We start from the raw sequence: 23,506 nt of genomic DNA on the forward strand, positions 1-23,506 counted from the left end.
AGGCAAAGGAGCATTATGGGTCTGTGGGACGTTGACAAGATCGAATACGTAGGTCGCCAGGGTGTCAAGGAGGGCCTGGGCTTCCGTTACTACGACAAGAACAAGGTGGTGGCCGGCAAGCCTATGAAGGACTGGCTGCGCTTCGCCGTGGCCTGGTGGCACACCTTCAACCAGGGCCTGGTGGATCCCTTTGGCGATCCCACTGCGCAGAGGCCCTACTACCGCTACACCGATCCCATGGATCAGGCGCTGGCCAAGGTGGACTACGCCTTCGAGCTCTTCACCAAGCTGGGGGTCGATTTCTTCTGCTTCCACGACCGTGACCTGGCTCCCGAGGGCGACACCCTGCGCGAGAGCGATGCCAATCTTGACAAGGTGGTTGACCGCATCGAGGCCGCCATGAAGGACACGGGCGTCAAGCTGCTCTGGAACACCTCGTCGCTCTTCACCAACCCTCGTTTCGAGGCCGGCGCCGGCACCTCGCCCTTCGCTGACATCTATGCATACTCGGCGGGCCAGCTCAAGCACAGCCTGGAGATCGGCAAGCGGCTCGGTGCCGAGAACTACGTCTTCTGGGGCGGCCGTGAAGGCTACGAATCCCTCTGGAACACCCGGATGAAGGAGGAGCAGGACCATATGGCCGCCCTCTTCCACATGTGCGTGGACTACGCCAAGGAGATCGGCTTCGACGCGCAGTTCCTGATCGAGCCCAAGCCCAAGGAGCCCACGCTTCACCAGTACGATTACGACGCGGCTACCACCATCAACTTCCTGCGCACCTACGACCTGCAGGATAACTTCAAGCTCAACATCGAGGGCAACCACGCCAACCTGGCCATGCACACCTATCAGCATGAGGTCCGCGTGGCCCGCGAGGCTGGATTCCTGGGATCCTTGGATGCCAACCAGGGCGACAAGCTGATCGGCTGGGACATGGACGAGTTCCCCTCGGATCTCTACGATGCCACCGCCGTCATGTGGGAGGTGCTGGCCAATGGGAGCATCGGGCCCCGTGGAGGCCTGAACTTCGACGCCAAGCCTCGTCGCTCCTCCTTCCTGCCTGAGGACCTCTTCAGGACCCACATCGTGGGCATGGACACCTACGCCGCCGGCCTGCTGGTCGCGGCCAAGATGCACGAGGACGGCTACATCGAGCAGCTGCAGCAGGAGCGCTACTCCTCCTTCGAATCCGGCATCGGTTCGACGGTGAAGGACGGCACGGCCACGCTGGCCTCCTTGGAGGAGTACAGCCTTGACAAGCCGCAGGCCGAACTGATCGCCGCCGACAAGTCCGACCATCTTGAGGTCGTCAAGGCCACCATCAACAACTACATCGTCGAGGCTCTGGCCCAGGCCTGAGCTTTAGACGGCTGTCGTCTCCTAGCTCCGCGAGCGAAAGCCCGCGGGGCTTTTTTATGCCCTGACCAGCGCAGACATGTTTGCCAGGCTAGACACGCCAGTATTGTCCGAGCGTATCGACGGGATGCAAAGGGGTATAATTAAACTAAACCGCTTTAGTAGAGTTGCGAAGCGGACCTACGAGGAGGTTGTGAGGATGCAGCTGAAGATAGAACGCGTGCTTGACAAGTGCGACCGTGTCATGCGTCAACGCGTGCTACCGAAGATTGAGCGGCCTGTGGGACAGGTTCAAGTCCGCTCTTTCGTCATTTCCGGAGAACCGATACCATCATCGGAGTTCTTCGGGAAAGTACAGAGCAAGAACGTGGATTTCCAGCCTCTCTCCCTAGGGGATACTTGGGGCACAACCTGGGGGACCACCTGGATGGAGGTGACCGGCCGCGTTGATGCCGACTGGGCGACCAGGGCACCGATCGAGCTGGTGGTCGACTTGGGCTGGCATCCCGATGCGCCCGGCGGTCATTTTGAAGCCCAGGCCTACAGGAGCGATGGATCGATCATCAAGGCGGTCAATCCCCGCAACCGATGGATTCCGCTCGACGGCACCGACCTGGACGGGAATCCGACCCGTGACGAGGCTTCGGTCATCAACCCTGACGGAACCTTTACCATCTATCTGGAGGCGGCCTGCAATCCGCTCCTGCTCGGCACCCCCGCATTTGTGGAGACGCAGCTGGGGGAGGGAACCACCGGTCGCGCCGATGAGCCTAATGTCCTCAAGCAGATGGACGTCTGCCATTTTGATCATGAGGCATGGAACTACTACATGGATCTTGAGGTCACTGCCCAGCTGATCCGCGAGTGCGACCAGAGCCAGCCGCGGTACTGGCGTTTGGGCAAAGCCCTGCAGCGTTCGCTGAATATTTATGATGAGCGTGACCTGGCAACACTGGGGCCGGCTCGACAGGCCTTGGCTGGTGTGCTTGCAGTGCCTGCGACCCCAAGTGCCCTGGATCATGCGGCAGTAGGGCATTCCCATATTGACTCCGCCTGGCTCTGGCCCAAGCGGGAGACCAGACGCAAGGTGGCGCGGACTGTTTCGAACATGCTTGCGCTGATGGAGCGTGATCCTCAATTCATCTACGCCATGAGCTCGCCCCAACAGTATGCATGGCTGGAGGAGGATCATCCCGATCTCTTCGCCCGCGTCAAGCAACGTATCCAAGAAGGCAGGTTCATCCCCGTCGGAGGGATGTGGGTGGAGTCTGACGGCATGCTTCCCTCAGGGGAGTCGCTGACCCGTCAGTTCACCTATGGCAAGCGGTACTACCGGGAGCATCTGGGGGTGGATACAACCGTGGTCTGGGAGCCGGACAGCTTCGGCTATACGGGTCAGTTCCCGCAGATTGCCCGCCGTGCAGGAATGACTTCCTTCCTTTCGCAGAAAATCTCCTGGAATGATACGACCAAATTCCCGCATCATACCTTTGATTGGCAGGGCATTGACGGCACGGCCATCTTCACGCATTTCCCTCCCATGGATACCTATGCCTCCAGCATGACGGCCCGCGAGCTCAACCATTCCCAGGAGAACTACCAGGACAAGGACATCTCGACCAAGGCTTTGGTGCTGTTCGGCTATGGCGATGGTGGCGGCGGCACCACCAGGGAGATGCTGGGACGCTATGAGCGCCTGCATGACGTGGAGGGATCGGCCAAGGTGCGGTATCAGGCTCCTGCAGACTTCTTCCGCCAGTCCGAGGAAGAGATCCGCGCGGAGGCCGGTTCCGAAATGCCCGTTTGGAAGGGCGAGCTCTATCTGGAGCTGCACCGCAAGACCCTGACCTCCCAGCAGGATATGAAGCGAGGCTGCCGGCAGGAGGAGGCCATGCTGCGCACGGTTGAATACCTCTGCGCCTACGCCGGCTTGGTCGATGACTCATACGCCTACCCCCGTCAGGAGCTGGACCAAATCTGGCGCACGCTGCTGCTCAACCAGTTCCATGACATTCTTCCAGGGTCTGCCATCTCCTGGGTACACAGACTGGCCAGGGAGGACTACCGCAGGGACATCGCCCGTCTGGAGCAGATCGGCGATGAGGCTGCCCGCGTCATAGCTTCCGCCCAACCGCAGGCTCCCATGGTATCCGATGCTCGGCTGGTGCCCATGGACGGCAGGGGCCAGAAGGCTTGGGAGGCTGTTGGACCAGTCCAGGCCCAGGAAGGCCCAGAGGGCATCCGGCCTGTCCAAGTCAGTCAAGAGGGCGACGGATTCGTCATGGATAATGGTCTTATCCATGCCGTCGTCGGCTCGGATGGCGAGGTCCATTCCATTCTTGACAGGACCTCCGGCAGGGATCTGGTCCCGCGAGGCTCCTCGGTGGGCGGATACGAGCTCTTCAAGGACGAGCCCTATATGTGGGATGCCTGGGATCTGGAGCGTGATGCCCTGCTGACCGCTTCTCCGGTCGACGACCCAGTCACCATGGAGGCCTTGGATTCCGGCGTGCGGGTATCGCGTCGGCATGGTGAAACCACTATCGTGACCACGATCGGGCTGACTCCCGGCGGCAGGCAGTTGGATTTCGCTGCTGATGTGGACTGGCATCAGGACGAGCAGCTGCTCAAGGTGGACATTCCCGTCGCCGTTCAGGCCAGGTACGCGCAATTCGAGTGCCAATACGGCTTCATCGATAGGCCAATCCAGAAGAACAACGCTGCTGAAGAGGCCCAGTTCGAGAGCTGCACGCACCGATTCGTCAGAATCAGCGACGACGACCTTGCCGTCGGCGTGGTCAACGCTTCGACATACGGCGGCGACACCACACCGATCCACTACGACGAGAAGGCCGGCAAAGAGGCAGGTACCTTGGTCAGACTGACCCTCCTTTCCGCTCCGGTCTTTCCCGATCCGCATACCGACAGGGGCAAGCACAGCTTCGCCTGGTCCATCGTCCCTGGGGACACCCAGGCTGACATTCTGCAAGCAGCCTATGCCCTCAACGCTCCGGTCTTCCACCATGGACTGCCTGCCGTTGAGCCGCTGGCTGGTGTCGAGGATATTCAGGGTACCACCGTCATCGACTGGATCAAGACGGCTGATGACGACAGCGGCGATGTGATTGTCAGGGTCTACAACCCGGATTCTTCGCCTTCCAAGGCCAGGCTGCACACAGGGTCCGTCCTGCAGGGGGCGACCGTGAAGGAGACCAACTCCCTGGAGGATGGTCCTGTGCCCGAGGGCGTGCGGCCAGGCCTGTGCTCCGAGCAGGGGGCACAAGCCGATGGGGCCTTCTTGGATCTGGTTCCCTTCCAATTCACCACCTTGAGACTCTCCAGGCGTTGAATCGCCTGACCATGGGTGTCTGTCCGGCCGGTTCGTTCGTCTATTTGGGCCGACCGGAAGCTCCACAAAGAAGTGAGTAGTAAAAACAGAAAGGAAGCTCCGATGAGAGCACTGAAGAAGGTAGCAGTACTGATCTGCGCGACTGCCATGGCGGGTTCGCTGGCGGCGTGCGGTGGAAGCAACAGCAGTTCAGGCGGGCCGAAGGACGGCAAGCCGTCAGGCGAGATCTCCTTCCAGACCTGGAATCTGAAGAACGACAAGTACACGCCGTACTTCAAAAACCTGATTTCGGCCTACGAGAAGTCGCATCCCGGCACCACCATCAAGTGGATCGACCAACCCTCGGACAACTATGAGCAGAAGCTGTCCGCCGACGCTGCAGCCAATTCCCTGCCCGACATCATCGATGCCGGCCCCTCCCTGATGTACGGCCTGGCCAAGGCCGGGGCCCTGATGAACATCAGCAAGGAAGCTCCCAAGGCTCAAAACAACTATTACAAGAACGCCTGGGATGCGGTGACCTTCAAGGGCAAGGACATCGAGGAGGGTGCCTACGGCTTCCCCTGGTACGTCAACGATGGACCCACCTATTACAACACCGAGCTCATGCAGAAGTGCGGGCTGGATCCCAATAAGCTGCCTGTGACCTGGGACGACTACTTCTCTCAGGCGGACACCATGGTCAAGAGCGGCTGCGGGGCCTACATGTCCACCATGCTGGGCGGTGCCGTCGATGACTATGCTTCGGCTGGCATTCCCATCATGAACAAGGACCACACCAAGTACATCTTCAATTCACCCAAGGCCGTCAAGCACCTGCAGCGCTTCGTCGACCTGTTCAACAAGAAGGGAATTCCGCCGGAGGCCCTGAGCGCGCAGTGGTCTCAGCAGGGCGAGTTCTTCCAGAAGGGCTCCATCGTGGCCATGGGCGGCAGCGCCTACTCGGCGGCGGACTTCAAGCAGAACTCTCCTGATCTGTACAAGCATCTGGCTGTGGGTACCAAGATCAGCGATGAGGGCAAGTCCGCCAGCCTGGCCTATGAGATGCTGGCCGTCAACGCCCAGACCAAGAACAAGACGCTCGCCCTGGACTTCGTCCAATATGTGACCAATGCCAAGAACCAGCTGGCATTCGCCAAGAAGTCCAACACCTTCCCCTCCAGCAAGGGCGGTCTTGATGATCCCTACTATGCCAACATCGACACCAGTGATGTTCAAGGCAAGGCGCTGAAGGTCACGCTGAACTCCGTGAAGACCGGGTACTCAAGCCGTCCTGCCGAGTTCACCGATGCCAATGGCAAGGACTACCTGCAGCAGCAGGCCGCTCTGGCTCTGCAAGGCAAGCAGACCGCTAAGGAGTCCTTGGACAAGGCCGTCAAGTACGCCAACGAGAAGCTGCAGTAACTATGAGCCGCGTTGACTCTTCCGCCGTCCGGCCGAAGGCTTCTGCCCTCGGCCGGCCCGGCGGGTCTCAAGCCGGGAGGCAAGGCGGCAAGGGGACCCATTGGACCACGACCCTGGCCCCCTACCTGTTCGTCTTCCCGGCCTTTGCCATCGTCTTCATATTCGTCATCGTTGCTGCGCTGAATACCTGCCGGCTGGCCTTTACCGATTCCACGCTGCTGCGACCGGGCAAGTTCATCGGCATCCAGAACTTCGTGGCGATCGTGCATGACGACTATTTCTGGACCGCGCTGCTCAACTCCACTCTGTACGTGGTCTGCGTGGTCCCCTTTATGGTGATTCTTCCATTGATTCTGGCCAACCTGGTCAAGGGGAACTCCAGGATCATGGGGTTCTTCAGAACCTCCTTCTACACTCCCGTGGTCATGTCGGCCGTGGTGGTGGGGATGATCTGGACCAACCTGCTGGATCCCAAGGGGCTGGTCAACTCGGTTCTGGAGTCCTTGCACATCATCCACAGCCCGATCCCATTCCTCAGTGATCGCTGGCTGATACTGTTCACATCCATGTTCGTCACCATCTGGCTGGGCCTGGGATACTACATGGTCATCTATCTGACCGCCCTGGCCAACATTGACGCCTCCGTGTACGAGGCCGCCTCGCTGGATGGGGCAGGACCGGTAAGGCAATTCCTGTATGTCACCATTCCCGGCGTGAGATCCACCATCGTGCTGATCATGATGCTGTCCACCATCGCAGCCTTCCGCGTGTTCAACGAAATCTACGTGCTCACCAACGGCACGGCTGGTCCCGGCGGCGAAGACATCACCATGTCCATGCTCATCCAGAAGGAGGGAACGGGTATCCAGGCGAGGACCGGCTACGCCAGCGCTCTGTCGCTGATAGTCCTGATTGTGGTCGGAGCCATGCTCATTCTGCAGCAGATTATCCAGAAGCGGGGGGAGGACTCATGAAAAACAGTCACTCCAAAGTCACTGTCGGCAAGGTCGTCCAGTACCTTGTGCTCATATTGGTCTTCATCCTGCTGGTGGGACCCTTCGTCTGGGAGCTGTCGCTCTCCTTCAAGGGCAAGGGCGACAATGTCTATGCGGTTCCGCCCTATATCATCCCGAAGACGCCCACCTGGGATAATTACATATCCGTCTTCAGACAGGTTCCGGTCTTCCGGTACATGCTGAACACGGTGATTGTCGCCATTCTTTCCATAGGCGGCAACGTGATCTTCTCGACCATGGCCGGATATGCGCTGGGCCGGCTCAAGTGGCGCGGGCGCAACCTGCTCTTCACGATTTTCATGGGCACCATGGTCATCCCCGTCGAGGGCGTGGTCATCTCCCAGTTCCTGATCGTCAGAAGCGTCGGCCTGCAGAACACCCTGCTGGCTGTTGCCCTGCCAGGCATGGTGGGCGCCGTCAACATTCTGCTCATGACCAATGCCTTCAAGAGCATCCCGGACGAGCTTGAGGAGGCGGCCGAGGTGGACGGCGCCAATCTTTGGCAGCGGTTCTACCGGATCTGCGTGCCTCAGGTCAAAGGCACCATGACCGTCGTCGGCATCTTCGCCTTCGTGGGCGCCTGGAATGACTTCCTCTGGCCCCTGATCGTCATCTCCGACGAGTCAAACTACACGCTCACACTGGGCATGAACCGACTCAAGGGCATGTTCATTTCGGATCCCAGATTGATAGCAGCGGGGGCCCTGGTCTCCCTGATACCGATCCTGGTCTTCTTCGCCTGCTTCCAACGCTACTTCTTCCGTGGTCTGGAACAGGGCGGCATCAAGGAATAGCATCATCATGAAATTTGGAGTCAATTACACCCCCTCCCACAACTGGTTCTATTTCTGGCTGCATCCGGATTGGGATGCTGTCGCCAAAGACCTTGACGACATCGTTTCCATTGGGCTGGATCATATCCGCATCTTCCCGCTGTGGACGCTGCTCCAGCCCAACAGAACCTGGATCAACGGCGCTGCCCTGGACGACCTGAGGCATATGGCCGCCTTGGCGGATGAACGAGGGTTGGATGTCTATTCGGATGTGATTCAAGGACACATGTCCAGTTTTGATTTCGTGCCGTCCTGGCTGGTCTCATGGCATGAAACCAATATGTTCACGGATCCGGACGCAATCCAGGCGCAGGCCCGTCTGATCGCTTCGGTTTATGAAGCCTTGGCGGATCTGCCGCATTTCCGCGGTCTGACCATAGGGAACGAATGCAACCAGTTCACTGACCGTGTCCATCCGCGTCGAATGCCCTCAACCTCTAAGGAGGCAGAAGACTGGCTGCTGCAGCTGCTGACCCCATTGAAGGAGAGGGCAGCCCAGGAAGGCCGCGTGCTCCTGCATTCCGAAAATGATGCGATTTGGTATCAAGACGGCCACGCTTTTCTTCCGCGGTATGCGTCCAACATCGGAGACATGACCTGCATTCATTCCTGGGTTTTCAACGGAGCCGCTCAGGAGTGCGGCCCCTTGGCCGAGGAGAGCACGCGGCATGCTGAGTACCTGGTGGAGCTGTCGAAGGCCTTCGCCAGTCAGCCCCATCGGCAGGTTTGGCTGCAGGAGATCGGTGCCCCGCTCAATGTAATGGGCGCAGGGCAGTCTGCTGACTTTTGCAGATCTTCAGTGGAACATGCTCTCGATTGCAGCGATATGTTCAGCATCACCTGGTGGTGCTCGCATGACGTCGACCAGCAATTCGGCGATTTCCCTCCCTTCGAGCATCAGTTGGGTCTGTTTGACCAAGAGAAGCGCCTCAAGCCGATAGGCAGGGCCTTCGCCCAGGCGGCGAAGGATTACTCCAGCAAGGAGGATTCTCAGCCCAGGTCCACGGCTCTTGTCGTGGATGTGGATGAGCACGATGATCCCCTGCTCAGATCCGCCTGCGCACCCGGCGGATCCATCTTCAACAGATGGATGGAACTCAGTCGTCAAGGTGCAAGGCCAGCCTTGGTCACATCCCTGCACGCGGCGGATAGCAGCTGGCTGCAGGACAGGGGCATCAGCGAGTGCATTCCCGTCAAACCTGTCGGCGGAAGCTCCTATAACGCCGTATCCGACCCCTCCCTCCTGCGAGAGAAGTCCTGACCGCGGATACCTAGCCGCCATATCAGGTTTAGCTTCCATCGGAGGCTAGAGTGAGCGATAACAAGGTCTTTGATTTCAAACCCGGCTGTCGGCAGCCGTATGTGTTGTCGAACACGGTTTTGTGCGGATGAGGGTCTAAGTTAAGGTTAAAGGCCGATGTTCATATAAGCCTAAAGCGTGTGGCAGGCAGTTTTGTTTGGTGAGTCGGTCGAGCCGGATTACGGGCGTCGACGAGGATGGTTGATATGAGGTGGCGCATGGGCGACGAGTCCGCTGGCGGAGAAACAGAAGCCAGAATGGACTCGTCTGTTCACAAGGAGATGGACGATGCCAGGGTCAGCCTCAAGGACATAGCCAACGAACTGGGGATATCCCAGACCGCAGTCTCCTTCGCTATTAATGACAAGCCCGGAGTCTCCATCCAGACCAAGCGCAGGGTTCGCGAAGCGGCGGCCAGAATGGGTTGGAAACCTGTATATGCCGCTCAGGCCCTGGGCAGTTCCAGGACCATGACAGTGGGTTTCGCCCCGGCCAGGTCCATGGATGCCTTCCAGACCGAAGGATTCATGCTGCATTTCATGGCCGGTATCCATGCCTCCCTGAGCAGGTCGGGCTACGGCCTGCTCTTCCGCCCCTGCGCCACCTTGGATGAGGAGCTGGACACCTATCGGGACTGGGCCCGGCGCAAGCGGGTCGATGGGGTGGTGCTGGTGGATCTTCTCTCCGATGATCCCAGGCCTCGGCTCCTGCACAATCTGGGTCTGCCCGCAGTCCTGGCCGGAGGACCTGACTCAGATAACTACCTGCCTTCGCTGTCCATCGACGATTCCCGAACCATGACGACGATCATGGACCATCTGAGTTCGCGCGGGCATGCTCGGATCGCCTACTTGTCGGGGGATGAAAACCTGGACTACAGCCGCGCCCGTGTCTCTTCCTTCAAGGAGTTCGTCAGTCGTAAGAACCTGGGGGAGCCGAAAGTGGAGTTCACGGACTTCACGCCGGACAAGGCCGCCGCCTTCACGCTTCGTCTGTCATCGGGGGAAAATCCATATACGGCTTTTATCTACGAGAACGAGATCATGGCTGCGGCAAGTCTGAGAGCGATGCTGGAAAGCAGGACGGCATCCATGGCAGTGCAAGGGTCTGATGAGAAGACCGCTGCTCCTGCATTGGCCTGCATTGGCCTGCCAGCCATGGTCAGCTTCGAGGACAGCTTCATCTGCCAGAGCACCTATCCCTCCATCACGTCGGTCCATCGTGATGCCGGGCTCTACGGCACCAAGGTGGCCAACCTGCTTCTGAAGATCTTCCGGGGGGAGCATGTGGGGGGCAACCGCCGCATCCTGACCCCCAAGCTGGTCATCCGTGAGAGCACGGCGCGTCCGGTGCGTTGATGCCTGTGACAACCGGCGGGAATTCTGTGCTATGGCCCCGGTATCATGGACGCATGTGAGCGTAAACAGTCACGCCTGTGAAACGTCTGCTGCCATGGCCACCGAGGAGGATGGAATAGTCATGTTCATACCGCGTTACTACGAGGATCCAGCCACGCTGCATGTGGGGACCGAGCCCAACCGTGCCTATTGCGTGCCAGCCGGCGCCACCATGGACACGCGTGGCGATCTGCGCAGGCGCTCCGACCGGTACCTGGATCTGGATGGGGACTGGGATTTTCGCTATTACGCCAGCATCGACCAGCTAGATGCCGAGGTCCAGTCCGCGCTCGAGGCCGAGGATCCGGTTTTCTTCGAAGCCGACTACAGCCCTTCCAGGGATGCGGGCCGAGGGGCGTACCAGCCCATCCATGTACCAGGAGTCTGGCAGACCCAGGGCTATGACAGCCCCCAATACACCAACGTGCGCTACCCCTTCCCCTTCGATCCGCCCAGGGTGCCTGCCGACAATCCCTGCGGCATCTACCTGCGCGCCTTCGACTACGAGCCCGAACCCTCAGCGCCCCGGGCCCTGCTCAATTTCGAGGGGGTGGATTCCTGCTTCTATCTGTGGGTCAATGGGGATCTGATCGGCTACAGCCAGGTCTCTCATGCCACCAGCGAATTCGACGTGACCGACCACCTGCAGCGAGGCCGCAACCAGCTGGCCGTCCTGGTGCTCAAGTGGTGCGATGGCAGCTATCTGGAGGACCAGGACAAGTTCCGCATGAGCGGCATCTTTCGCGATGTCTACATCCTGCGTCGCCCCAAGGCCCGTCTGCGCGACTGGTTCGTCCACACCAACCTCGATGAGGACATGAGCCATGCCAGTGTGACTCTGGATCTGGATCCGACTGGCGTATCGGGCCAGGACGATGCCGCTCTGGACGTCCAGGCTCTGCTGACCGACCCCGATGGTGTGGAAGTGGCCCGGGCCGAGCTGACGGGTTGCAAGGAGCCCGCGCAGTTTGTCATGGAGGTTGGCCATCCTCGCCTTTGGAATGCCGAAGATCCCCAACTCTACAGGCTGACCTTGTCGACCAGGGCCAGCTCAACCGGCTCCGGCGACTCGGATGAGGTCGTCACCGAGTACATCGGCCTGCGCACCATCAGCGTGGACGGCCAGGTGGTCAAGGTCAACGGCAGCCCCATCAAGATCCACGGGGTCAACCGCCATGACGGGGATCCGCGCACCGGCTTCGCCATCGACCAGAAGCAGATCATGCGCGACCTGACCCTGATGAAGGAGCACAACGTCAACGCCATCCGCACCTCCCATTACCCCAACAGCCCCCAGTATTACGCTCTCTACGACCAGCTGGGCTTCTACCTGATCGCCGAGGCCGACCTGGAGGCCCATGGCATCGAGGCCCTCTACCATGGTCCGGACTGGAAAGAGCCCGATTACTGGAACGGCCGCATTGCCGACGAGCCGCTCTTTACCAAGGCCATTGTCGACCGGGTCCAGCGCAGTCTGGAGCGGGACAAGAACCACCCCTCCATCCTGATCTGGTCCATGGGCAACGAAAGCGGCTACGGCTGCGGCATCGAGGCGGCTCTGGCCTGGACCAAGTCTCGGGATCCCTCCCGTCTGACCCACTACGAGTCGGCCATCCACGGCTCGCCCCGTAAGGACCTGGACTATAGCAATCTGGACATCACCTCGCGGATGTATCCCTCCATCAAGCAAATCGAGGATTACTTCACGCCGGAGGGCCCTCACGGCATCAGCAGCCACGGGGATGACGGGGATGGGGGCCGGAAGCCTTACTTCCTCTGCGAGTACTGCCATGCCATGGGGCTGGGCCCAGGGGATCTGGAGGACTACTTCCGGGTCATTCAGGCTCATCCGGGGCTCCTGGGCGGCTGCATCTGGGAGTGGGCCGACCATGCCATCGACCAGGGCAGGGATCGCAAGGGCCGTCGGATCTATGCCTATGGGGGAGACCATGGCGAGTACCCCCATGATGCCAACTTCTGCATGGATGGCCTGGTCTATCCCGACCGGCGGCCCCACACCGGCCTCAGGGAGTTCAAGAACGTCTTCCGTCCGGCCCGTCTGGTCGGCTACGATCCCCAGACCCGGCTGCTCACCCTGCATAACTATTTGGACTTCACCTTCCTGGATGAATATCTGAGCCTGAAGTGGACCCTCCTGTGTGATGGAGAGCCGGTGGCCTCCGGGAAGCCTGAGCTCGAACGGGGGACCGGCCTGCACATCGCCCCCCATGCCGAGGGCACCGTGGGTCTGCCCGCCATGGATCCGCCCGAGCACGGCCGTCTGACCCTGCTGGTGGAGTACGCCCTGGCCAAGGCCGATCCCGTGCTTGCTCAGGGGCATCCTCTGGGCTTCGATCAGCTTGAAGCTGCGGATATGGGGATGCCTGAACGCCCCAACGGCGTGGCCAGGGTCATCAGTGCCGACCCCGGCAGTGGGTCCCGGGGCGCCCACCGGCCGGTGGTCAGGCAGACGGATGCCCGCTTCGACGTGGAGGGGGCCGACTGGCGCTACGTCTTCAACCGCCGCACCGGCATGGTGGAATCCATGAGCATCGACAACCGTTCCCTGCTGACCGCTCCTATGGAGGTCAACCTCTGGCGGGCACCCACCGACAACGATGCCATCATCAAGGAGGAATGGCGCAAGGCCGAATATGATCGGGCTGGCACCAGAGCCCTCTCCTGCCAGCTGCAGACCGACGAGGATCAGGGATTGACCACAATCAAGACCGAACTGTCCCTGGTGGCCCCCTTCATTCAGCCCATGGGCAGCATCAACGCCACCTGGACCCTGAGCGACCAGGGTGGACTGGACCTGAAGATGGAGCTGCATCGGGATCCCGAGTTCCCCTATCTGCCCAGGTTTGGACTGCGGCTCTTCCTTCCCAAGAGCCTGAAGCGGGTCACCTACTGCGGCTATGGGCCCTACGAGAGCTACCGGGACATGCACCGCGCCAGCCACTATGGCGTTTTCCATGACACCGCATCAGGCATGGTCGAGCACTACCTGCGGCCCCAGGAGAACGGCTCCCATTATGGCTGCGACTACGTCCTGGTGGAGGATGACCGCTCCCTGCTGCAGGCGGCGGGGGATGGGCCCATCAGCTTCAACTGCTCACCGTATACGCAGGAGGAGCTGACCGCCAAGGGGCACGACCATGAGCTGGAGGAATGCGGATCGACAGTGCTCTGTCTGGACTATGCCACAAGCGGCATTGGCTCCAACAGCTGCGGACCGGAGCTGGATCCCGCCTACCGCCTGGATGAAACCGATCTGGTCTTCGGACTGCATCTGCGGGTCCGCTCCAAGTGACCCAGGCTGGCGGGGCCCCTCATCCCCGCCAGCGCAGGTACTGCTGGTAGACCTGCTCGCAGGGGGCTCCCGTCAGGGTGGTCTCGATGTCCACCGGCCAGGCGGGAGGCTCCTCTTCCCCAGTCAGAGTCCAGGCTGCCTGGCGGGCAGCGCCGATGGCCACATACTCGTCCGGCCGGGGCAACTGCACATCCATGCCCAGAATCCCTGGTGCGTAGGCTCTGACCGCTGGGGACTTGGCGCCGCCGCCGACCAGAAGGATCTTGGAGACCGTGGTGCCCAGCCGTTTCAGCAGCTCCAGGCAGTCACGCTGGGAGCAGAGCAGGCCCTCCACGAATGCTCTGGCCAGGTTGGTGCGCGTGGTGTTGGCCAGGGTCAGTCCCTCCAGCCTGGCGTGGGCATCTGGACGGTTGGGAGTGCGCTCGCCGTCGAAGTAGGGGATCAGGGTGATGCCCTCGGCCCCTGGCGAGGACTTCTCTGCCAGTTTGGCCAGACCGTCGTAATCGGTTCCAAGGGCGGCCAGGCCTGCGTCCAGGATGCGTGATGCATTGATGGTGCAGGCCAAGGGCAGCCAGTGGCCGGTGGCATCCGCGAATCCGGTTACCGAGGCGCTCATGTCATAGGCGGGGACCGGGCTGACCGCTGCAGCGACCCCCGAGGTTCCCAGGGAGATGGAGACGTCGCCCACCTGCATGGCCAGGCCCAGGGCCGTCATGGCGTTGTCGCCGCCGCCCGGTGCGAGGATGCAGCCTCCGGGCACGTCCCTGCCGGCGATGTGGGGGTCGGCTTTGGCTCCGACCTGGTGGGGGCCAAGAACCTTAGGCAGGATCACCCGCTCGGCCATGCCAGCGGGGAGGGCCATGGCCAGCAGGTCACGCCGGTAGCTGTCGGCGGCGGGGTCGTAGTAGCCGGTGCCGGAGGCATCAGAACGATCTGTGAAGAGATCCTCCAGCCCGGGTTCAGCCCCAGGGTCGGCTGCGGGGCCATGGCCGGCGATGACCCAGCTCAGCCAGTCGTGGGGGAGGCATATGGCCGCGATGGCCTTGGCCTTATCCGGCTCCATCCGGCTGACCCAGGCCACCTTGGTGATGGTCAGCGAGGCTACGGGGGAGGAACCCACAGCCCGTACCCAAGCTTGCTTGCCCTGCATGGCCAGGTCCGGGTCCGGGTCTTTGTTTGGCCCGCCGGTTTCGGACTTGGCGAGCCGGATGATGAGATCGTCGGCATCAGGAGCCGAACGCGTATCGTTCCAGAGCAAGGCATCCCTGATTACTCGCCCCTGGCGATCCAGCAATACCATGCCGTGCTGCTGGCCACCCACGCTGAGGGCCGAGACATCGTCCAATCCGCCCGCCTGGGCTGAAGCCTCCTGAAATGCCTTCCACCAGGCCATGGGATCGACGCTGGTGCCTGTCGGATGAGGAGCCTTGCCGAAGCGAACCAGCCGACCGGTCCGGGCTTCGGTCACCCTCACCTTGCAGGACTGGGTCGAAGTGTCCACTCCGGCCACCAGGATCTCATTCATGTCAGCCTCCTTGCTTGATCGCCTTTCAGCGAGGATCGTGTTTGTTCCGACCAATATCATTAATTCATCATACTAATGTGCCTTCACGAATTGCTAAATCCAGGATAATCTGCGGCAAAAACCTATGTAATTACTTGAAATAGTCAAATCAATAAACTTTGTGCTAGTATATGTGCCGGAAGAGATCCGGCATGCCGAGGGGGACAAGTCGGGGACAACCCTTCAACGAAGAAAGGAACCACCATGAACAATTGGAAACGAGCGGTTTGTGCACTGGCCGGGATTGTTATGCTCGCGTCCGTAGGTGCCTGCGGAGGCTCAAGAGGCGCGACTGCGGGGGGGGGGGGGGTGTAAATGCTAAAAATCCCTCGGATGTGACCGTCGGTATCTCGATGCCGGAACAGCAGCTGGAACGCTGGCGTCTCGACGGCGATAACCTCAAAAAACAGCTTGAAGGCAAGGGCTACAAGGTCCTCCTGCAATTTGCTGACAATAAAACGGATCTGCAGGCTTCCCAGATTCAGAATATGGCTAATCAGGGAGCTAATTTCGTTGTCATCGCTTCCATTGACGGCACGGCTGTAGGGCCGGCCGCGGAGGCAGCCAAATCAAACGGCGCTACGGTGATTGCCTACGATCGACTGATCATGAACACCGATGCTTGTGACTACTACTCGACGTTCAACATCACCGAGGTGGGCAAACTCCAAGGGCAATACATAGTTAAGAAGCTCGGCCTGGACAGTGGCAAAAAAGGGCCGTTCAACATCGAGCTGATGACCGGCTCGCCAACAGACAACAACGCCAAATACTACTTCCAGGGATCCTGGTCGGTCCTCGAGCCATATTTTAAAAACGGGTCATTGGTGTCCCCGTCTGGCCGAGTTCCCAAGAATCTGGAGGATTGGCAGAGCATCGGCATACAGAACTGGGATCGTCAAAACGCGCAGAGCGAGATGGAGAACCGCATCAATTCCTATTACAACAGCGGAAGGCATCTTGATGCCGTTCTCGCCCCCAATGATGCAATTGCCATGGGTACTGTAAACGCTGTAGACGCGGCGGGCTGGAACTACTATCCGATCATTACCGGTCAGGATGCCGAAAAGGCTAATGTGGCCAATATCGTTGCCGGAAAACAGACAATGACGGTCTATAAGGACACCCGTAAACTGGCTGATTCCACTGCTGCCCTGATCGAGAAACTGGTCAAGGGGCAGAAGCCCAAGACCAACGACACATTCAACAACAACAATAAGGATGTGCCTTCGATTCTGCTGAAGCCGGTCTCTGTTGACAAGGACAACGTCAAGAAGGAACTGGTTGACAGCGGGTACATCTCCGCTGCAAACGCAGGACTGTGACGAAACGTCATCGGGCATTCGCCGAGGTTCATTGAGTGCGGATGCCCTTACATTCAGAAGGCACCAATGACATCATCTCAAAACACGATTTTGGAAATGCGGGACATTGTAAAGTCCTTCGGTCCGGTCACGGCATTGGACCATGTCAATATCAAGGTCCAACAGGGTCAGATCTTCTCCATCTGCGGCGAGAATGGGGCTGGTAAATCCACCCTCATGAACGTTCTGTCGGGAGTCTACCCATATGGATCCTATTCGGGAAGCATTATCTATCAAGGCAAACCCTGCAAGTTCTCCAGCATACGAGATTCGGAGCGCGAGGGAATCGTTATCATCCATCAGGAGCTGGCACTAGAGCCCTACATGACGATTGCTCAGAATATCTTTCTGGGCAATCCCATCACCAAGGGGATCTTCATCCAAGATGATCAGCAACGCCGCAAGGCTAAGGACGTCATGTCCTTGGTCGGTTTGGACGAGGATCCAGATACCCTGGTCTCCAACCTGGGCGTGGGCAAGCAGCAACTGGTGGAGATCGCCAAAGCGCTCAGCAAGAACGTTCAATTGCTTATTTTGGACGAACCGACAGCAGCGCTCAATGATGAGGATTCCTTCCATCTGCTGGACTTGATTGACCGACTTCGCAGGGAACGCGGCATAACGGCCATCATCATCTCTCATAAGCTCAACGAAATAGCGGCGTCAGCGGATGCCGTCCAGGTGATCAGGGACGGGAAAACCATCAGTGATTGTCGGGTCGATAAGGAGCACCCCCTGGACATGGATGCTTTGATCCGCGATATGGTCGGCAGACCGATGACCAATCGTTATCCGGAGCACGAATCGCACATCGGCAAGGAGATGTTCCGTGTTGAGCATTGGAGCGTCCACCATCCACAGGATTCCAACCGTTTGGTGGCCAAGGATGTCAGCTTCAACCTGCGCGCTGGCGAAATAGTGGGTATGGCTGGGCTGATCGGTGCCGGAAGAACCGAAACCGCTATGAGCATCTTCGGTCACCAGTACGGCGTCGGAGCTAGCGGCGACATATACATGGAAGGCAGGAAAATTTCCCTGCCTGATGTGCGCTCGGCCATTGACGCGGGTCTGGCTTACGCCACCGAAGATAGGAAAGAGTACGGCCTCAACCTGATCGCTTCCATACGAGAGAACACCTCAATGGCCAACCTCGGACACCTGTCTCGTCACGGTGTCTTGGATCTTGACCGTGAACAACGTATCGCTGAACAGTATCGGCGGGATTTCAGGACAAAGACCCCGAGCATAGAGATGCCGGCGAGCAGCCTGTCCGGAGGCAACCAGCAGAAGGTGGTGCTTTCCAAGTGGGTGTCCACTGAGCCCAAAGTGCTCATATTGGATGAGCCGACCCGTGGCATCGATGTGGGTGCCAAATACGAGATATACGAGATCATCGACCGGCTGGCCGATTCGGGTTCGGCCATTCTGGTCATATCTTCCGAGTTGCCTGAGCTCTTGGGCATCTGTGATCGAATCTACACGATGAGTCAAGGAATCATTACGGCATGTCTGAACGCCCATGCCACCGATCAGGAGGAGCTGATGCGGTACATGACGTCTGAAATCCCTTGCGGTGAGGAAGCGGTGTTCGCATGAGCGTCAAGGAAGGAAAAACAACAATGAAGCAGTCGGTCGCTGAAGCGCCCAATGACAGCGGAAATCCGCAGGTGGCCACTCTTAAGTCCACCTTGCTGGGCAATGCTCGACAATATGGAATCTATCTGGCACTGGTAGTGGTCATTGCCATCTTCGAGGTGCTGACCGGAGGGCGTCTGCTCTTCCCCAATAATTTCGTTGCTCTATTTCAGCAGAATGCCTATGTGCTCGTTCTGGCCATCGGCATGCTTATGGTGATCATCGGTACTCATATCGATCTGTCTGTGGGCTCTGTGGTTGCTTTCATTGGCGGCATGGGCGCTTTCATGATGAAGAACTGGGGTTTGAACTGGTTCCTGGCCATTGTGCTCATGCTGGCGCTCGGGCTGATTGTGGGTATCTGGCAGGGCTTCTGGGTAGCCTATGTTGGCGTACCAGCCTTTGTTACGACCCTTGGCGGAATGCTGGTTTTCCGAGGTCTGGCAACAGTGATCGCCGGTGAGTCCATTCCCCTTCGTTCGCGTGAGTTCCGTGCCATCTCCAAGGATTTCCTGCCGAACATCTTCGGGTTCTGGTTTGGTCTGGATGGGCTGACCTTGGTCGTTGGGGCAGTGGTCATACTTTTGGTTATCGTCATGCAGATCCGTCGCCGGTCTCATACCATCCGGGTCGGGCTGCAGGCTGAGCCGAAGAGCTGGATGATCATCAAGTGCGTGCTGGCCACCCTGGTCATTGGGTTCGTAACCTATCTGCTGGCTTCATCCGGAAACCAAACTCAGGGCGGTATACCCATCGTCTTGGTCATTATCGCTGTGCTAGTGGGCATCTACTGGTTCGTTCTCAACAGGATGGTGCTGGGGCGCGATATCTATGCTGTCGGTGGCAATAGAAAGGCCGCAGTGCTTTCGGGCATCGATACACGCAAGGTCGATTTCAAGATATTCCTCAATATGGGGCTGCTTGCCGCTATTGCCGCAATCATCACTTTGTCCCGACTGGCTTCGGCTACGGCCCAGACCGGTATGGAATTTGAAATGGACGCCATCGCCGCCTGCTTCATCGGTGGCGCGGCTGTGGCTGGTGGCGTAGGTACCATTCCCGGTGCCATGGTAGGTGCACTGATCATGGGTGTGCTCAACCAAGGACTGTCGATTATGGGTGCGGATGCCGCCATAGTGAAGATCATCAAGGGTCTGGTTGTGATTATCGCCGTGGCATATGATTTGATCAGCAAACGTCACAAGAAGTAATTGCTGACCTGGCTCGCCCCGCCCTCTGTTCGTTTCATGCTTGGAAGAATAGGGGGCGGGGCCTTGTTTAAGGCTCGTCGTTAATTTTCATTCCTAGCTTCTACCTACGTATCCGAGGGCGGAAGCTCCAGCTGAATTTGCGGATTTTGGCGTGTTCATGTGTGATACTGAAAGGTGGTTTCTGGCATGTAGGGTGGTTTTGCCGCCCGGATTTGGAGGGATGATTTCCGTGACTGCCCTGCGCTCTATCAATCAGGATGATCTGAGGAACCACAACCTCTCGGTCATCATCGACACCATTCTGCGGTCGCCTACCTCGCTCAGCAGGGCGGATCTGGCCAAGGCTACGGGGCTGACCAAGGCTACCATGTCGCTCCTGGCAGGGCTTCTGATCCGGAATCGGGTGGTGCGCGAGGAGGAGCCTGAGACTTCGCAGAGCAGCCATGGCCGACCCAGCACCCCGTTGTCCATCGCGCACGGACGCTGGGCTGGCCTGGGCCTGCAGATCAACACCGATGGCTACGGATGTCTGGCCATGGATCTGGATGGGACCCTGATCGATTCGGCCTGGGTCAAGGATGATATGCATGAGGCGGAACCCGATCGGGTCTTCGCTGAACTGGAGAAACTGACCAAGCCCATCGAACGCAAGCTGTCACGGCGGCACTACCGCACAGTGGGTTCGGGCCTGGCCCTGCCCGGCCTGGTTGGCGGCGACACCACCCTGCTCATGGCCCGCAACCTGGGATGGGAACGTCTGGATCTGCAGGAATTTCCCCTGGTCCGTCGACTAGCCCCCAGAGTGGGCAACGAGGCGCGTCTGGCAGCCCTTGCACAGATTCCCGGCTACGCAGCCCAGCGTCCTGCGGGCGGAGATGAGGGGCCACTTTCGCCCACCGACTCCTTTATTTACATTTCCACTGACATCGGCATCGGCGGAGCTGTGGTGCGTCGCGGGGCCGTCGAAACCGGAGACCATGGGTTCGCCGGTGAATTGGGGCATGCCTCGGTGGATCTGAACGGCCCAACCTGCCGTTGCGGCCGCCGTGGGTGCCTGGAGACCTACGCCGGGCGTAGGGCTCTGGTTGAGGCGGCTGACATCGCCACCGGAGCCGAAGCGGTCACGCCCCAGGCCATGGAGGAACTCTACCAGCGCTGGCAGCAGGGCGATGCCAAGGCCGTCGATGCCATCGACCGTGGGCTCGATGCCATGATCTCGGTCATCGCCTCAGCCATCAATATCGTCGACGTGGATACAGTCATCCTGGGGGGATTCTGGTCGCACTTCGGGGGAAATCTGGCCCAGCGTCTGCAGGATCGGCTCAATCAGCTGACCCTGGGCCGGGATGCCGTGGACATTCGCGTGCTCATCCCCAGCCAGGCCGACTATCCGGCTCTCAAGGGAGCAGCGTTGGTAGGCCTGCGCCGCTTCATCGATGATCCGCTGGATTTCTTCGAGGACTGACCCTTCGAGGACTGACCCGTCCAAGGGCCCAATGGCAACCTGGGACTAGTCGGAATTAGGGGGAAGCTCCCTGCCGCCAACCCTGAACAGGGCGTGGGCATCTCCGCCATGCAGGCGTTCCAGATAGGTCCGGGCTCGGGCCATGCGTTCCACAGTGGTCTGGGCCAGCGGGGCTGGAAGCCGATCGGGTTCGAACCAGCCGACTGACAGGCTCTCCTCGTCGCCCACAAAGGGGTCGGTGTTGCCGCTGGGGTCAGACCGACAGATGAACAGATGATCCATGTACATGGTCCGGTCCCCGTTGGCATAGGTGATCACCTCTTGGGAGGATGTGACTGCCGCCAGATCGGTGACAATCACATCCACTCCGGTCTCCTCCTTGACCTCGCGGACCACGGTGTCAGCCGGGTCCTCGCCCGGTTCGTTGATCCCGTAGACCAGGGCCCACTGGCCGGTGTCGGAGCGCCGGCCAAGCAGAAGGCGGCCCTGGTCATCGCTGACGAAGGCCGTTACACCGTTCAGCCAGAGCAGGTCATGGCCTATGGACCGGCGCAGTCTGAGCACGAAGTCAGGGGTGGGCATATCAGTCCCTGTCCGGGTCGGCCAGTGCGGCCCGCTGCGCCATCCAGGCCTCCACATCCTCTACGGTCTTGGGGATGCCAGCAGACAGCCACTGGGGTCCCTGCTCGGTCATGAGCACGTCGTCCTCCACGCGTACGCCGATGCCGCGGAACTCCGGAGGCACCAGCAGGTCGTTCTCCTTGAAGTAGAGTCCGGGCTCGATGGTGAAGATCATTCCAGGGGTGATGGGCGCGCCCTGGTAGGACTCGTACCTGGCCTCCGCGCAGTCGTGCACGTCCAGACCCAGGTGGTGGGCGCATCCACAGGCGTGCCAGCGGCGGTGCTGCTGGCCCTGGGGGGAGAGGGACTCCTCCACGCTGACCTTGAGGATGCCCCATTCGTGCAGGGTTTCAGCCAGTACCCGCATGACGGCATGGTGGATGTCCGAGTAGGTGGCGCCGGGCTTGGCGGCTTCGAAGCCGGCCTGCTGGGCCTTGAGCACGGTCTGGTAGATCCGCTTCTGCAGGGGGCTGAAAGTGCCGCCTACGGGGAAGGTGCGGGTGATGTCGGCCGTGTAGAGGCTGTTGACCTCCACGCCAGCGTCGATCAGAAGCAGATCGCCCTTCTGGACTGTCCCGTCGTTGCGCATCCAGTGAAGGATGGGGGCATGCTTGCCCGAGGCGATGATGGAGCCGTAGCCCACGTCGTTGCCCTTCTCGCGGGCGTTGGCGTTGAAGACGCCCTCCAGCATCCGCTCGGAGCGGGGCTTGCCTACCACCTGGGGCAGGTGGGTCAGGATCCGGTCGAACCCGTCCTTGGTGGCGGCGATGGCCTTGCGCATCTCGCTGACCTCGTAGTCGTCCTTGATCATGCGGGCCTCGGAGGTGAACTCCTCGAGCTTGTCGTCGGCCTCCTCATTGCGGTCAGGGCCGCCGATGCCGTTGGCCTTGCGGGCGGCCTCCACCTGGCTCAGGATCTCCTGGTCGGCAGTGCGGATCACTCGCAGCTTGACCGCTCCCTGGTCCGGTCCCAGGTCCTTGGCGATGGCATCAGGGAAGGTGGCGATGTCCTTGGTGGGGATGCCGGTCATGATGGCCAGCTCCCGCAGCCCGGCCCGGGGACCAACCCAGTACTCCCCATACTGGGAGGAACGGTAGTAGTCGCGGGTGGACTGATCGGCCCGGGGATGGACGAAGAGCTCAGGGGTATGCGTCAGGCCCTTGGCGGCCTCCGGACTCTCGGGGTCCACTGGGTCCAGGACCAGGATGGCCCCGGGTTCGTAGTCCTCGCCCAGGCCCGTGTAGTAGGCAAAGGTGGTGTCTGGGCGGAAGGCGTAGTCGTTGTCGTTGTTTCGGGTCTTGTAGGATCCGGCGGGGATGACCAGCCGCTCGCCGGGGAAACGCTGTCCCAGCTCACGCAGGCGGCGCTCCGTGTACTTGCTGGACTCCAGCGGCTCGATTTGCGGCTCCTGGGCCTGCCACCCGGTGGTCATGAACTTCTGGAAGGCGGGGGAGTTGGGGCGCAGGGTGCGGTTGTTCACCCGGTCTTCCATGTTCTGCTCATCCAGATCCACGTTCTTGGGATCAGTGTCTCCTTGTAGATGCTCCTGTGCGGATGCGGTCACGTCCAGCCTCCTTGAGATTCCGGTTCTGACTATGTTGGTTCCATGGTAGTGCGTTCGGCCGATGTGACAGTCGGCTGATCCGGCCCTCAATCGGGGTCGGTCGCGCATAGAATG

General features: G+C 59.9%; 14 protein-coding genes and 1 pseudogene. 12 read left to right on the top strand and 3 right to left on the bottom strand.

Annotation, left to right across the window (positions count from 1 at the left end):
• Nucleotides 1–15: 15 nt before the first annotated feature.
• From xylA to ACUIAG_RS00655, 8 genes are all read left to right on the top strand, one after another.
• Nucleotides 16–1,359: a xylose isomerase gene (gene xylA, locus ACUIAG_RS00620; protein ID WP_306221928.1), complete on the top strand. Its 1,344-nt coding sequence runs from the start codon at nt 16–18 to the stop codon at nt 1,357–1,359.
• 196 nt (nt 1,360–1,555) lie between these two features.
• Nucleotides 1,556–4,705, top strand: a complete 3,150-nt coding sequence (locus tag ACUIAG_RS00625) for an alpha-mannosidase (protein WP_445339830.1) — start codon at nt 1,556–1,558, stop codon at nt 4,703–4,705.
• Between the two features lie 102 nt (nt 4,706–4,807).
• The gene (locus ACUIAG_RS00630) at nt 4,808–6,109 is read left to right on the top strand and encodes an ABC transporter substrate-binding protein (RefSeq protein ID WP_445339831.1); all 1,302 of its coding nucleotides are present in this window, start codon (nt 4,808–4,810) and stop codon (nt 6,107–6,109) included.
• A 2-nt stretch (nt 6,110–6,111) separates the two neighbouring features.
• Nucleotides 6,112–7,083: a carbohydrate ABC transporter permease gene (locus ACUIAG_RS00635; protein WP_445339832.1), complete on the top strand. Its 972-nt coding sequence runs from the start codon at nt 6,112–6,114 to the stop codon at nt 7,081–7,083.
• The gene (locus ACUIAG_RS00640; protein WP_445339833.1) at nt 7,080–7,919 is read left to right on the top strand and encodes a carbohydrate ABC transporter permease; all 840 of its coding nucleotides are present in this window, start codon (nt 7,080–7,082) and stop codon (nt 7,917–7,919) included. The genes ACUIAG_RS00635 and ACUIAG_RS00640 overlap by 4 nt, the downstream gene beginning before the upstream one ends.
• Nucleotides 7,920–7,926: 7 nt before the next feature.
• Nucleotides 7,927–9,219: a glycoside hydrolase 5 family protein gene (locus ACUIAG_RS00645; RefSeq protein ID WP_445339834.1), complete on the top strand. Its 1,293-nt coding sequence runs from the start codon at nt 7,927–7,929 to the stop codon at nt 9,217–9,219.
• 296 nt (nt 9,220–9,515) lie between these two features.
• On the top strand, nt 9,516–10,616 hold the full coding sequence (locus ACUIAG_RS00650) for a LacI family DNA-binding transcriptional regulator (RefSeq protein ID WP_445340339.1): 1,101 nt from the start codon (nt 9,516–9,518) through the stop codon (nt 10,614–10,616).
• Nucleotides 10,617–10,671: 55 nt separating this feature from the next.
• The gene (locus tag ACUIAG_RS00655) at nt 10,672–13,968 is read left to right on the top strand and encodes a glycoside hydrolase family 2 TIM barrel-domain containing protein (RefSeq protein ID WP_445339835.1); all 3,297 of its coding nucleotides are present in this window, start codon (nt 10,672–10,674) and stop codon (nt 13,966–13,968) included.
• Between the two features lie 19 nt (nt 13,969–13,987).
• Here the strand turns inward: ACUIAG_RS00655 and ACUIAG_RS00660 are convergent, their stop codons facing one another.
• Nucleotides 13,988–15,493: a xylulokinase gene (locus ACUIAG_RS00660; RefSeq protein WP_445339836.1), complete on the bottom strand. Its 1,506-nt coding sequence runs from the start codon at nt 15,491–15,493 to the stop codon at nt 13,988–13,990.
• A 243-nt stretch (nt 15,494–15,736) separates the two neighbouring features.
• On the opposite strand from ACUIAG_RS00660, the pseudogene ACUIAG_RS00665 reads away from it, so the two are divergent.
• The 4 genes and pseudogenes from ACUIAG_RS00665 to ACUIAG_RS00680 all read left to right on the top strand — a co-directional run bounded on the left by ACUIAG_RS00665 (nt 15,737) and on the right by ACUIAG_RS00680 (nt 21,207).
• Nucleotides 15,737–16,857, top strand: a pseudogene (locus tag ACUIAG_RS00665) (substrate-binding domain-containing protein).
• A gap of 66 nt (nt 16,858–16,923) precedes the next feature.
• Nucleotides 16,924–18,492, top strand: a complete 1,569-nt coding sequence (locus tag ACUIAG_RS00670; protein WP_445339837.1) for an ATP-binding cassette domain-containing protein — start codon at nt 16,924–16,926, stop codon at nt 18,490–18,492.
• A gap of 23 nt (nt 18,493–18,515) precedes the next feature.
• Nucleotides 18,516–19,742, top strand: coding sequence for a multiple monosaccharide ABC transporter permease (gene mmsB, locus ACUIAG_RS00675; protein ID WP_445340340.1), 1,227 nt, complete (start codon nt 18,516–18,518; stop codon nt 19,740–19,742).
• 229 nt (nt 19,743–19,971) lie between these two features.
• Nucleotides 19,972–21,207 carry an ROK family protein gene (locus ACUIAG_RS00680; RefSeq protein WP_445340341.1) on the top strand — a complete coding sequence of 412 codons (1,236 nt, stop codon included), beginning with the start codon at nt 19,972–19,974 and terminating at the stop codon, nt 21,205–21,207.
• A gap of 45 nt (nt 21,208–21,252) precedes the next feature.
• Here ACUIAG_RS00680 and ACUIAG_RS00685 read toward each other — a convergent pair whose 3' ends face one another.
• Together ACUIAG_RS00685 and ACUIAG_RS00690 are read right to left on the bottom strand one after the other, a co-directional pair.
• The gene (locus ACUIAG_RS00685) at nt 21,253–21,789 is read right to left on the bottom strand and encodes an NUDIX hydrolase (RefSeq protein ID WP_445339838.1); all 537 of its coding nucleotides are present in this window, start codon (nt 21,787–21,789) and stop codon (nt 21,253–21,255) included.
• A 1-nt stretch (nt 21,790) separates the two neighbouring features.
• Nucleotides 21,791–23,341: an aminopeptidase P family protein gene (locus ACUIAG_RS00690; protein ID WP_445340342.1), complete on the bottom strand. Its 1,551-nt coding sequence runs from the start codon at nt 23,339–23,341 to the stop codon at nt 21,791–21,793.
• Nucleotides 23,342–23,506: the final 165 nt, after the last annotated feature.

The sequence above is a fragment of the Bifidobacterium sp. ESL0825 genome (assembly GCF_052606465.1).